The 11,653-nt window shown below is 72.2% G+C and carries 12 protein-coding genes; 6 read left to right on the forward strand and 6 right to left on the reverse strand.

Going from position 1 to position 11,653, the window contains the following annotated elements; all coding sequences use genetic code 11:
* Positions 1 to 21: 21 nt before the first annotated feature.
* From Vse01_RS11735 to Vse01_RS11745, 3 genes are all read right to left on the reverse strand, one after another.
* The gene (locus Vse01_RS11735) at positions 22 to 555 is read right to left on the reverse strand and encodes a hypothetical protein (RefSeq protein WP_093401945.1); all 534 of its coding nucleotides are present in this window, start codon (positions 553 to 555) and stop codon (positions 22 to 24) included.
* 92 nt (positions 556 to 647) lie between these two features.
* Complete coding sequence (locus Vse01_RS11740) at positions 648 to 1,352, reverse strand: response regulator (protein ID WP_093402059.1); 705 nt, start codon at positions 1,350 to 1,352, stop codon at positions 648 to 650.
* Positions 1,353 to 1,360: 8 nt separating this feature from the next.
* The gene (locus Vse01_RS11745; protein WP_093401946.1) at positions 1,361 to 2,605 is read right to left on the reverse strand and encodes a sensor histidine kinase; all 1,245 of its coding nucleotides are present in this window, start codon (positions 2,603 to 2,605) and stop codon (positions 1,361 to 1,363) included.
* Positions 2,606 to 2,737: 132 nt separating this feature from the next.
* Between Vse01_RS11745 and Vse01_RS11750 the strand changes: the two genes are divergently transcribed.
* From Vse01_RS11750 to Vse01_RS11760, 3 genes are read left to right on the forward strand one after another with little or no spacing between them, the layout of a single operon-like run.
* Complete coding sequence (locus Vse01_RS11750; protein ID WP_093402060.1) at positions 2,738 to 3,667, forward strand: ABC transporter ATP-binding protein; 930 nt, start codon at positions 2,738 to 2,740, stop codon at positions 3,665 to 3,667.
* Complete coding sequence (locus Vse01_RS11755) at positions 3,664 to 4,455, forward strand: ABC transporter permease (RefSeq protein ID WP_093401947.1); 792 nt, start codon at positions 3,664 to 3,666, stop codon at positions 4,453 to 4,455. The genes Vse01_RS11750 and Vse01_RS11755 overlap by 4 nt, the downstream gene beginning before the upstream one ends.
* Complete coding sequence (locus Vse01_RS11760) at positions 4,452 to 5,153, forward strand: YqeB family protein (RefSeq protein ID WP_093401948.1); 702 nt, start codon at positions 4,452 to 4,454, stop codon at positions 5,151 to 5,153. Before Vse01_RS11755 ends, Vse01_RS11760 begins: the two co-directional genes overlap by 4 nt.
* Positions 5,154 to 5,207: 54 nt before the next feature.
* Here Vse01_RS11760 and Vse01_RS29785 read toward each other — a convergent pair whose 3' ends face one another.
* From Vse01_RS29785 to Vse01_RS11775, 3 genes are all read right to left on the reverse strand, one after another.
* Entirely contained in the window at positions 5,208 to 6,821 is a 1,614-nt protein-coding gene (locus Vse01_RS29785; RefSeq protein ID WP_093401949.1) for a M28 family peptidase, read from the reverse strand.
* A gap of 202 nt (positions 6,822 to 7,023) precedes the next feature.
* Complete coding sequence (locus tag Vse01_RS11770; RefSeq protein ID WP_093401950.1) at positions 7,024 to 8,496, reverse strand: serine hydrolase domain-containing protein; 1,473 nt, start codon at positions 8,494 to 8,496, stop codon at positions 7,024 to 7,026.
* A gap of 106 nt (positions 8,497 to 8,602) precedes the next feature.
* Complete coding sequence (locus Vse01_RS11775; protein ID WP_198413118.1) at positions 8,603 to 9,106, reverse strand: ArsR/SmtB family transcription factor; 504 nt, start codon at positions 9,104 to 9,106, stop codon at positions 8,603 to 8,605.
* Positions 9,107 to 9,206: 100 nt separating this feature from the next.
* Between Vse01_RS11775 and Vse01_RS11780 the strand changes: the two genes are divergently transcribed.
* The 3 genes from Vse01_RS11780 to Vse01_RS11790 all read left to right on the forward strand — a co-directional run bounded on the left by Vse01_RS11780 (position 9,207) and on the right by Vse01_RS11790 (position 11,454).
* Entirely contained in the window at positions 9,207 to 10,157 is a 951-nt protein-coding gene (locus Vse01_RS11780; RefSeq protein WP_093401952.1) for a ParA family protein, read from the forward strand.
* Positions 10,154 to 10,381: a Rho termination factor N-terminal domain-containing protein gene (locus tag Vse01_RS11785; RefSeq protein ID WP_093401953.1), complete on the forward strand. Its 228-nt coding sequence runs from the start codon at positions 10,154 to 10,156 to the stop codon at positions 10,379 to 10,381. The genes Vse01_RS11780 and Vse01_RS11785 overlap by 4 nt, the downstream gene beginning before the upstream one ends.
* 86 nt (positions 10,382 to 10,467) lie before the next feature.
* Positions 10,468 to 11,454 (forward strand): aldo/keto reductase, encoded by a 987-nt coding sequence (locus Vse01_RS11790; RefSeq protein WP_093401954.1) that lies wholly within the window; start codon positions 10,468 to 10,470, stop codon positions 11,452 to 11,454.
* Positions 11,455 to 11,653: the final 199 nt, after the last annotated feature.

An 11,653-nucleotide genomic window follows, 5' to 3' on the forward strand; every position in this document is an offset into this window, starting at 1 on the left:
ACCGCCGACGGGCGAGCCCGCTCAGCTCGCCCGCGGCCAGCGCGGCGCGGTGGCGGGGGGTGCCACCGGCCGGCCGGAGCCGGGCGCCCGCACACCGGTACGCCCAACCGGGGCGGCCACCCGGGGCGCCGGGCCACGCGCCGGGTATCCGGCGGCGCGCTCGGGTCGCCCGGGATGCCCGGCGGCCCGCGGCGGGTAACCGGCGGCCCGGTCGGTGCCCGCCGGACGCGCGGCGGGGGTACGTCCCGCCGACGGGCCGTTGATCAGGAACGGGAACGGCACGTGCACGAACGGATTGCCGTGCCGAATGAGGGCGTCGAGCTGTCGCTCGTTGAGCCCGTGGTTCAGCAGTACCTTCCGACCCCAACGATGCAGCCGGCAGGGGAACCGGGCACCATCGTTGCGGCACAGCGCCCCGGACGGCCACTCCTCGGCCGCGTGCACGACCACCGCCCGGACAGCCAGCCGGACGTCCTCAGGGGTCAACGGCGTCGGGACCGGCAACTCGCCCAGAATCTGATCGATGGGATCCGTCGACTGCTCATCAACTCGCACGGCAGACCTCCCGCAGCTCCGGTAGCGGTGCGCTTGAGCACCGCACCTCGGGCAGTGGTACGGCCACCGGAGCGGGATGGTTCAAACCGGTTTCAGACCAGCCCGGCGTCGTGTACGAGCAGGGCCACCTGCACCCGGTTGTTGAGTCCGAGGCGGGTCAGCAGCCGGGAGACGTACGCCTTGACGGTGGCCACGCTCATGAACAGCTCGGCGGCGATCTCGGCGTTGGTGCGTCCCCGGCCGAGCGCCACGGCGACGGCGCGTTCCCGCTCGGTCAGGCCCCCGATCAGCCGCGCGGCCCGGTCCCGCCGTGGGTCTGCCGCCGGTCCGGCCGTCACGTGCTCGATGAGGGTCCGGGTGACCGTCGGCGACAGGGTCGCCTCGCCGGCCGCCACCCGGCGCACCGCCCGCACGATCTCCACCGGTGGCGTGTCCTTCAGCAGGAACCCGCCGGCACCGGCTCGCAGCGCCCGCAGCACGTGCTCGTCGGCGTCGAACGTGGTAAGCACGAGCACCTCCGGCGGGTGGGGCAGCCCGCGCAGCGCCTCGGTGGCGGCCAGCCCGTCCAGCCTGGGCATCCGGATGTCCATCAGCACCACGTCCGGCCGGCACGCGGCGACGGCCCGGACGACCTCGCTTCCGTCGGCGGCCTCGCCGACCACCTTCAGGTCGGGCGTACCGCCGAGGATCATCGACAGACCGGCACGTACCAGCGCGTCATCGTCCACGATCAGGATCCGCACCGGGCGCTCCTCGCCGGAAGCGGCAGCGCCACCGCCCTCGGCGGCGGCCGGCACCGGGCCCGTCACGTCGCCGGCCACGGCAACCACGCGGCCAACCGGAAGTCACCCTGGTCGTCGCAGCCGTGCTCCAACCGCCCACCGGCGAGACTGACCCGCTCGGCGATGCCGACCAGGCCGGTGCCGGTGCCGGGGATGGCCGTCCCGGGCAACTCACCCACCGGCCTGCGGTTACGGATCTCCACGCGCAGCCCGTCACCTGGCGCTCCGTTGAGGCCGACTGTGACGGCGGCACCGTGGGCGTGCTTGCGGGCGTTGGTGAGCCCCTCCTGCACGATGCGGTAGACGCTGCGCCCCACGGCCACCGGCAGCCGGTCCGGCGCGGCGACCCGATTCCGCAGGTCGACACGGGTGCCGGCCGCCCGCGACTCGGCGATCAGGGCGGGTAGATCGTCGAGAGTCGGTTGGGGGCGTTCCGGGTCGTCGGGCAGCGAGGTCTCGGCCCGCAGCACGCCGATCACCTCGCGCAGGTCCTGAAGGGCGGCGTGCGCGCTGTCCCGGATCACCCCGGCCGCCCGGGCCACCTCCGGTGCGGGCGCGTCGGGGCGGAACTCCAACGCCCCGGCGTGCAGGCTGAGCAGGGAGATCCGGTGGGCGAGCACGTCGTGCATCTCCCGGGCGATGCGGGTGCGCTCCAACTGCCGCGCCTGGGTGACCCGCAGCTGCTGCTCGGCCTCGGCCCGCTCGGCGCGCTCGCGCAACGACAGCACCAGTTGCCGGCGCGCCCGCACGAACATCCCCCAGGCCAGCACCAGCAGGGTGATCACCACGCCCCAGATGGTGTCTATCCAGTACGGGCTGCCGGCATTGGGACGCAGCAGGGCGAAGAAGAAGTTGGTGAAGAGCCCGGCTCCGGTGACGGCCAGGGCGACCGCCGTCCGACGGTGCACCACCACCGTGAAGTAGATGATCAACAGGGCGATGCTGGAGGCGACGGAGAACATCGCCAACGGCAGCGTCGCCAGGGCCACCCCCACCGGCCAGCGACGCCGCAGCCAGAGCGCCGCCGCGCAGAGCTGGCCGAAGAGGGCGTCGGCCGCGATCATCCAGTCGTAAGGCAGCCGGTCGGCGAAGGTCGGGTTCGGGGAGGCGGCGTCGAAGGTGGCCAGCACCACCCAGGCCAGGGAGACGAGGAACGCGAGGCTGTCGACCAGCCAGTCGCGGGGGGTCCGCCGCGGTCGGCGGCCCACCCCAGGGTCCAGCGCCCCGGGCAGCAGACCCGGGTGATCGAGTACGACGGCGCTGGTCACAGGCGCAATGGTAGGCAGCCCGGCGGGCACCGGACCAGCAACCAAAGTCGAGACCTCAGCATCGACCTTGGTCTGCGCGGGGCAGACCGATGGCCGCTGCGGATGGCCGGCCGGCTCGGGCAGGCTCACCGCATGATCGCCGTACAGCAGCTCACCAAACGGTACGGGCGGCACACCGCCGTCGAGGACGTGTCGTTCCACTGCGAACCGGGCACCGTCACCGGTTTCCTGGGCCCCAACGGGGCCGGCAAGTCCACCACCATGCGCATGATCTGCGGGCTCACCCCGCCGACCGCCGGCACCGCCACCGTCGACGGTAGGCCGTACCGGCAGCTGCCCAACCCGGGCCGGACGGTCGGGGTGTTGCTGGACGCCTCCGCCCAGCACGCCGGGCGGACCGGCCGGGAGGCACTGGCCGTGGCGGCGGCGACGATGGGCGTCGACCGACGCCGGGTCGGCGAGCTGCTCGACCGGGTGGGTCTGGGCCCGACGGCCGCCCGACGGCGGGTGCGGGCGTACTCGCTGGGTATGCGTCAGCGGCTCGGCCTGGCGCACGCGCTGCTGGGTGACCCCCGGGTGCTGATCCTGGACGAGCCGGCCAACGGCCTGGACCCGGAAGGCATCTTCTGGATGCGCGGCCTGCTCCGGGACTTCGCCGACCGGGGCGGCACCGTGCTGCTCTCCTCTCATCTGCTGCGCGAGGTGGAGGCGGTCGCGGACCGGCTGGTGGTTATCGGGGGTGGCCGGATCGTGGCCCAGGGAGACAAGGACGAGTTGCTGGCCGGCGACGGCGCGGTCGTGCGGGCCCGCGACGGCGCGGCGTTGCGGGCCGCGATGCATCGGGCCGGCCTGACGGTCAGTGAGGGCTCCGACGGGCTGCTGGTTGGTGCCGACACCGAGACCGTCGGGCAGGTCGCCCTGGCCGCCGGGGTGGCCCTCACCGAGCTGCGTCCGGCCGGCGGCGGTCTGGAGCAGTTGTTCCTCACCCTGACCGCCACCGCACCCGGCCCGGTCGTGCCCGCCACCACCATCGCCGAACCGACCGGGGAGGTCGTCCGATGACCACCGTCACCACCGCGCCCGAGACCGCCGCCGCGGACCACCGCCGGGTAGAGCACCGACCGTCGCTGGCCCGGCTGACCGGCGTGGAGCTGCGCAAACTCGTCGACACCCGGGCGGGTCGCTGGCTGCTGATCACCATCGGCCTGGTCAGCGCCGTCATCGTCACCCTCCAACTGGTGTACGCGCCGGACGACGAGCAGACCTTCGCCAACTTCTTCACCCCGTCGCTGGTGCCGGTGGGCTTCCTGCTGCCGGTGCTGGGCATCCTGTCGATCACCAGCGAGTGGTCCCAACGCACCGCGTTGACCACCTTCGCGCTGGTGCCCCGGCGGGAACGGGTGATCGCGGCGAAGCTCGTCGCGGTGGTGCTGGCCGCGCTGGCGTCGGTGCTGACCAGTCTCGCGGTGGCCGCCGTCGGCACGCTTGTCTCCTCGGCGACCGGCGGTGCGGGAAGCTGGCAGTTCGACCGGATGCTGCTCCTGCACGCCGCCGTGTTCCAGGTGGCCACCGCGCTGATCGGGGCCGGCTTCGGTCTGCTGCTGCTGCACAGCCCGCTGGCCATCGTGGTCTACCTGGTGCTACCGATCGTGTGGTCGGTCCTGGGCGAGCTGGTCCGGCCGCTGCACCGCGTCGCCGGTTGGCTGGACACCAACCTGACGATGGAGCCGCTGTTCACCGCCGAGGTGACCGCTGGACAATGGCAACGACTCGCGGTGTCGCTGTTGGTGTGGCTGGTCGTGCCGCTGGTCGCCGGGCTGGTCCGGACCATGCGGCGGGAGGTTACGTGAGGGCGTACGGGACGCCGACCGTGGTCAGCGGTGGCATCACCGAGCTGGTCGTGCTCTGGGGCGGGATCCCGCTGGTCGGCGGCGTGCTCGGTGGGTTGCTGGTGGCCGGGGCGGGTTGGGTGGCCGACCTGCCCTGGGCTCCGGCGCAGGGCCTGTTCCGGGCGGTCGACGGCCTGCCCGACCGGTACGCACTACCCGGTGGGGTGGGTGTCGGCATCCTGGTCGGGCTGGTGATCGCCGCCGTCGGCACCGCCGAGCGGGTACGGGTGACCGTGTCCGGCACCGAGGTGCGGCTGCGTCAGGGCAGCTCCGAACGGGAGATCAACCGGCGGGACACCCGGGTGGTCTACCTGGACGGCAAGAACCTGGTGCTGCTCGACGCCGACGACGCCGAGCTGGCCCGGCAGTCGAGTGACCTGCCGGCCAAGCAGCTGGCCGAAGCCTTCCGGGAGCACGGCTGGCCGTGGGCGGAGGCGGATCCGCACCGCGAGGCGTACCGGCTCTGGGTGCCTGACCTGCCCGGCTTGCCGGCGGGCGCGGAGGCGCTGCTGCGGGCCCGGCGGGAGGCGCTGGAACACGACCGGGGCGGCGAGGCCAAGGAGCTGCGCGCCGAGTTGTCCCGCTACGGCGTGGTGGTCCGCGACGACGGCAAGCGACAGCAGTTTCGGCTTACCCGCCGCGCCACACTGCCCGACTGACCCGGGCGGGCCGAACCCCGAGACAAAGGTCCGGCCCGCCGGGCTGTTGGCCGGCTACCTCCAGTGGTGACCGTGACCGTGCTTGTGGCCGTGCTTCCCCTTGCCCTTGCCGGGGGTCGTCACGCCGTTCACCTTCGAGGTGTCGTACGCGAACGTGATCACGGCGGTGGCGATGGCGTCGGCGTTGACGTCGAGCGCGAAGACGTTCACGTTGCCCTGGAGCCGGTACTTCTTGCTCAACGCCTGGTAGATGGCGGCGTCGGCGCCGTCGGCGACCGGCGTACGGCTGTCGCAGGCCTGGTGGTAGCAGGGGTCGTAGGAGACCCCGGCCAGCCCACCGAAGAGCGCGACCTCGGCCTCCGTCTTGACTCCTTCAGCGCCGGTGAACAGGCCACCGGCCGGGATGTCCACGCCGGCGGCGATGAATGCCCCGTAGTCCGAGCGGCCGGTGAAGTCGGACGGCACGGTGGGCAGCTTGCGGGAGGCGAAGAACTTCTCGAACACCTTCTCGATCTCCGCCGAGCCCTCCGGACCCGGGCCGGAGCCCTGCTCGGCGGAGTCGTCGCCGTCGTACACCCCGAACACGTAGTTCGGCGAACCGACCATGTCGAAGTTGAGGTAGAGGGCGATGTCGGCGATCTGCTGCTCGGTCAGGCTGTCCACGTAGTACTGCGAACCGACCAGACCTGCCTCCTCCGCGCCCCACCAGGCGAAGCGGACGGCGTTCTTCGGCTTCACCTTCGCCATCTGCAACGCCACCTCAAGCAGCGCCGCGCTGCCGGTGCCGTTGTCGTTGTAACCCGGCCCGGCCGGATCGGAGTCGAGGTGCGCGCCGGCCATGACCACGTTGTCGGTGCGGCCGTGCCGGGTCTGCGCGAAGACGTTCTCGGTGCTGCGGATCTCCGAGGTGGTGTCGGCCTCGATCCGTACCGCCAGGCCGGCGGTGGCGGCGAACTGCTCACCGCTGTAGTACGACACGGAGACGGCCGGGATGCCGACGGGTGTGCCGAGGGTGCCGGCGAACAGGTCGTAGCGATCCGCGTTGGCCTCCGGCGTACCGTTGCCCTGGTTCATGATGATCGCGCCGACGGCACCGGCGGCCTCGGCGTTGACCACCTTGTCGCCGAAGGCGCAGGTGCCCCGCTGCATCAGCGCGACCTTGCCGGCCACGTCGACGGCGTCGAAGTCGCTGGCCTCGCAGCCGGAGGACGAGGCGCGCGGTGGGTCGAGGGCGAGGTCGACCGGGACGACCGTCGCCTCCGCCATGCCGGCGCCGGAGTAGTCCATCAGCTCGTAGTCGACGCCGTCGGTGTACGTGGTCGGGCTCGGTGCCACCTGGGCGAACGACGAGCCGAACTCCTCGTAGAACGCGAAGTCGAACTGCTGCCGGGTCACCTGGTAACCGGCCTTCTTCAACAGCTTGGCCACGTAGTCGGCGCTGGCGTCGTAACCCGGGGTGCCGGAGGCGCGGGTGTCGGCGTTGGCGTCGGCGATGGCTTGGAAGGTGTCGAGGTGCTTGAGCACCCCCTTGACCGTCACCGCCTTTGTCAGCTTCTTGGCCGAGTTGTTGTTCGGGCTGGCCAGCGCCGGGCTTACCAGCGCTGTCGTACCCAGGAGCGTGCCGGCTGCGATGGCGGCGAGCACTTTCCTGCCGGAGAAAGGCACCACGATGTGCCACGTCCTTCCTCTGTGGATGTCCGGCTCCCCTACCCCCGTGCGCCGGACGTCCCGCCATCCTGATACATCTCGATGCCGTCGCACAGGGCCTGATCAGCCGGTACGCATCGACGTTCGGTCGCTACGCCGATCGGTGCCCAGCCGACAGCCGGGTGCGGCTGCCGATCGGTGCCCGGCCGGCAGCCGCACCCGCTCACCGCACCAGGGCGGCGGTGAGCGCCGTAGCGACGACGACGGAGCCGATTGTCGCCGCTACCCGCAGCCACGGCCGGGCCGCACCGTTCAGCGGCAGGGCTCGCCAGCGCTGGACGACCAGGGCCAGCCCGACGCCGGAGGCCACCAGCCCGAGCGGCCAGATCCATCCGGGCACAGCCGACCAGTCACCGAGCTGGCGACCCAGGGCCGGGTAGACCAGCGCCCAGACGCCTCCCGACAGGACGGTGAGCCGGTCCGCCACGGGGCGCCGCGCGGTGCCGATCAGGGTCAGGCCGCCGATGAAGGTGAACAGCAGCCCGATCCCGATTCCGATCCAGATCGGTCGAGCCGGCGAGGCGGTGCCGGCCTCCTCACGGGGTACCCCGAGCAGCCGCAGCCCGACGGGCTCCACTCCCATGTCGGTGTTGCCGAGCACCACCACGCCCCGGCCGGTGGCCCGGTCGAAGCCGACGTACGAGGAGAAGCCACTGGTGGCACCGTTGTGCCAGGTGATCTCGTGGTCGCCGTAGCGGGTGGTGAGCCAGCCGTATCCGATGCGGGTGCGGTCGGTGTCGTCGAAGCGCGGGTCGCGGGCGTCGATGCCGGGCGCGGTGCCGGCGGCGGTGGCCGCGACGAGTCGCGCGAGATCCTCCACCGTGGACCAGTAGCCCAGGCCGGCGGGGGCGTATCCGGTGCCGATCCACGGGTCCGGGGTGCGACCACTGCTGATAGTGCCCTCCGCGCGCTCGGCGGGCAGCGCTTCCGAGCCGGTGACCTGAACGGTCGCGGTCATGCCCAGCGGGGTCAGCAGCTCCCGGTCGAGCAGCTCGGGATAGCCGAGGCCGGCGTCGGCCGCGAGAGCCTGGCCGAGCACCGCCATACCGAGGTTGGAGTAGCTGACTTCGCCCCGGCCGTCGCCGGGTGTCTGGTCGTTCGCCGCGGCGCGGACCCGGTCGACGTCCTGGCCGGCGTACGGGTTGCCGGCCGCGTAGTTGGCCCAGAACGTGCGAGCCCAGTCGCTGACCGAACTGAGCACGATCCGGGGCAGCCCGGCGCGGTGGCTGGCCAGTTCGGCCAGGGTCACCTCCCGGGCGGCACCGGTGATCGCCGGCCAGGTCGCGCCGAGGGTGTCGTCGGGGCGTACCGCGCCCGCGCCGGCCTGGTGGGCCAGCAGCATGCCGGTGAGCACCTTGGGCACCGATCCGATCTCGAACGGGGTGTCCGACTCGACCGGGTTGCCGTCGCGGTCGCGGTCGCCGAGGCCGGCGGTGCGGATCTGACCGTCGTCGATCAGGGCGACGGCGAGCCCACGGTAGCCGCCGGGGTCGTCCACGGCGGCCCGGGTGGCGGCGGCGAGGTCGGCGTCGCCGGTGGTCTGTGCGGTCAGCCGGGGCTCCCGGGGCATGACGCCGAGCCCGACCAGGCCGGCGACCACCCCGGCGACGAGAACGATGACGGGCGTCTTGTGCATGACGTGCTCCTTTCCGTTCCGGCGGAGCCGGGGCTGGGCCGTGCGCCTCGATCCGGCTGGGTGATGGCCCGCTGCGGCCGGCGGGCGGGTGGTGGCGGAGGTGCGGTCAACGACCGGCGGCGGTGAGGATCGCCAGCAACGGCACCACCCGTTCGGCGGGGACGGCGTACCGGCCCCGGCCGGCGCTGCGCAGCCAGCCGGCGGCGGTGAGCTGGCGCAGGTGGTGGTGCAGCTGGCCGGTGGTGCCGAGATCCTCGATCCCGGCCAGCTCGGCGGTGCCCTGCCGGCCGCCGAGGATCTCCCGCAACAGGCGCAGGCGTACCGGGTGGGCCAGGGCGGACAGGACGGCCGGTAGGTCGGCCCAGTCGTCGGCCAGCAGGTCCTCGACGCCGCGGCCGTACTGCCAGTCGTAGTGCTGCCCGCCGAGGCGGACGGTGCCGGTGTAGAGCACGGCGCCGGCGTTGTCGGCGGGCAGTCGCTGCTTGAGCCCGTCGAGCGCCCAGAAGACCCCCTCCGGCGGCGGCGTCGGCCGGTCCGCGCCGCCGAGCCGCTCCACCAGCCCGGCGACCTGCGCCTCCAGCGCCGCCAACCGCTCCTGCACACTCGCCATCATTCGATAGTACGAGCTTACGTATTTACGTGCAAGCCGAGGATGATCGACTTTCCGCCGGACGGCCCGCTACCGTCAGTCGTCTTGGGGAGGTACGTCGATGTACGTCGTGTCCGTGATCAACTACAAGGGTGGGGTCGGCAAGACCACGGTGACCGCCAACCTCGGTGCCGAACTGGCCAACCGGGGGATGAAGGTGCTGCTCATCGACCTCGACCCGCAGGCAAGTCTGACCTTCGGCTTCTACGACCCGGACGACTGGCGGGAGCGGCTGCGCGACAGCCGGACCGTGAAGCGGTGGTACGACGGCCTCCGCGAGGGCAGCCCGTCGGTCACCCTCGGTGAACTTGTGGTCTCGCCCGGCCCGGCGAACGCCCGGCTCACCGGCGCCGGCCGGCTCGACCTGATCGCGTCGCATCTGCAACTTGTGGACATCGACCTGGCCCTGGCCCGCAGCGTCGCCGGTGGCGAGGAGTACGACGCCGAACTGTTCCGGGTCCGTGGTTCGCTCGCCGAGGGGCTGCTCGCCGACGGGCTCGACCCGTACGACATGGTGCTGATCGACTGTCCGCCGAACTTCAACGTGGTCACCCAGTCGGCCATCATCGCCAGCGACCACCTGGTCATCCCGGCCCGGGCCGACTACCTGTCCACCCTCGGCATCGACTACCTGCACGGCAACGTGCGGGAGCTGGTCGAGCAGTACAACGCCGACGCCCGCCGGTTCGCGACCGTACGCCGGCACCAGAAGGTCGCTCCCGGCGTGGCCGGCGTGGTCTTCACGATGGTCCAGTTGCTGTCGCAGCAGCCCATCGCCACCCACCAGAGCTACATGGACCAGGTCCGCAATCTGGGCCTGCCGGTCTTCCCCACCGCCCTGCGGGAGAACGTCACGCTCTACGCGACGAACACCCCGCGCGGCGTGCCGGTGGTGCTGCGCGACCGCGTCACGGTCCCCGCCGTACGCGATGAACTGCGCCGCCTCGCCACCGAGTTCCTCGACCATCTCCAGCCGGACCGGCAACCGCAGCGCAGCGAAGGGCCGGCATGACCAGCCGGGGCGTGACCGACGCCGTCGACCGGCTGGCGACGATGACCAGCCGCGCCGACGGCACCGCGTACCTCTCCCCCTGGCCGCTTCGCGACCTGCGCGACCTGGCCACGGAGCTGGGATTGCGCGGCGTCGGCGGGCTACGCAAGGCGGACCTGGTCGAGCGGCTGGTCGAGCACACCATCGGCTACCGCCTCACCTCCACCGCGCTGCGCCGCCGCTGATCCAGCGTCAGGGGTTGACCTCGAGTGCGCTCGAAGACGCAGGCTGGTGCCGCGTCCACTGGTTCGGGCGCACGAGAGGAGTTTCCATGCGGTACCGCACGATCGGCAGCGACCCGCGTACCCGGCGCGAGGTCAGCGTGCTCAGCCTCGGGGCGATGCTGTTCGGCACGAAGACCGACGAGGCCACCGCCTACGCGATCCTCGACCGGTTCGTCGAGGCCGGCGGCACCTTCATCGACACATCGGACAACTACGCGTTCTGGATGACCGGCGGGCAGGGCGGCGAGAGCGAGGAACTGCTCGGTCGGTGGCGGCGCAGCCGGGGCATCGGCGACGAGATCGTCATCGCCACGAAGCTCGGTGCCCGGCCGCTGGCCCCCGGCACCAGCTACCTGGACAACCCGGAAGGGTTGTCGGCCAAGGTGATCCGGGAGTCCGCCGAGCGCAGCCGGGAACGTCTCGGCATGGACCGGCTGGACCTGCTCTACGCCCACATCGAAGACCACAAGGTGCCGCTGAGGGAGACCGTGGAGGGCTTCGCCGAGCTGGTCGCCGAGGGCGCCGTGGGGCTGCTCGGCGCGAGCAACCACCGCACCTGGCGGGTGGAGCGAGCCAGAGCACTTGCCGCTGCGGCCGGTCTGCCCGGGTACGAGGTGCTCCAGTACCACCGCAGCTACCTGCCGGCTCGGCTGGACGGGCCGACCGACCTCGACCCCGACGGCAACGTGGGCGCCGTCGGCGGCGAGCTGCTCAGCTACCTGCGGGCCGAGCCCGGCATGACCCTGGTGTCGTACGGGTCGCTGCTGTGGGGCGCCTACGTCCGCGACGACAAGCCGTTGGGGCCGGAGTACGACCTGCCGAGCGCCCCGGTGCGGCTGGCCGCGCTGCGTGAGGTGGCGGAGCAGACCGGCGCGACGGTCAACCAGGTCGTGCTGGCCTGGCTGATCGACGGCGAGATCCCCACCATCCCGCTGGTGGGAGTCTCCTCGGTGGCGCAGCTGGACGAGAGCCTCGCCGCCGTGGACCTGGAACTGACGCCCGAGCAACGGCACCGGCTCGACACCGCCTGGTAACGGGGGCCGGCAGCGCGACGGGTCGCACTGCTGGTGGGTGGTACGCGTACCGGTGCCGTGGGCGTCGAGACGGCCGCCGCTAGATCTGATCTAGCGGCGGCCGTTCGCTGTCTCGCGCCTCTGGGGTGAGCCGACCACTCCCGGCGGCCGGCGTCGTTGTAGCTGGCGGGCGGCCACGGAACGGAGCATTCTGTCGTAC

It is taken from the genome of Micromonospora sediminimaris, from assembly GCF_016863575.1.
Classification (GTDB): Bacteria; Actinomycetota; Actinomycetes; order Mycobacteriales; family Micromonosporaceae; genus Micromonospora; species Micromonospora sediminimaris.

Bases quoted from the DNA above. Each gene is read 5' to 3' on its own strand.
- Vse01_RS11750 (WP_093402060.1), top strand. From the start codon at position 2,738: ATGATCGCCGTACAGCAGCTCACCAAACGGTACGGGCGGCACACCGCC.
- Vse01_RS11755 (WP_093401947.1), top strand. From the start codon at position 3,664: ATGACCACCGTCACCACCGCGCCCGAGACCGCCGCCGCGGACCACCGC.
- Vse01_RS11770 (WP_093401950.1), bottom strand. From the start codon at position 8,496: ATGCACAAGACGCCCGTCATCGTTCTCGTCGCCGGGGTGGTCGCCGGC.
- Vse01_RS11775 (WP_198413118.1), bottom strand. From the start codon at position 9,106: ATGGCGAGTGTGCAGGAGCGGTTGGCGGCGCTGGAGGCGCAGGTCGCC.
- Vse01_RS11780 (WP_093401952.1), top strand. From the start codon at position 9,207: ATGTACGTCGTGTCCGTGATCAACTACAAGGGTGGGGTCGGCAAGACC.
- Vse01_RS11785 (WP_093401953.1), top strand. From the start codon at position 10,154: ATGACCAGCCGGGGCGTGACCGACGCCGTCGACCGGCTGGCGACGATG.
- Vse01_RS11790 (WP_093401954.1), top strand. From the start codon at position 10,468: ATGCGGTACCGCACGATCGGCAGCGACCCGCGTACCCGGCGCGAGGTC.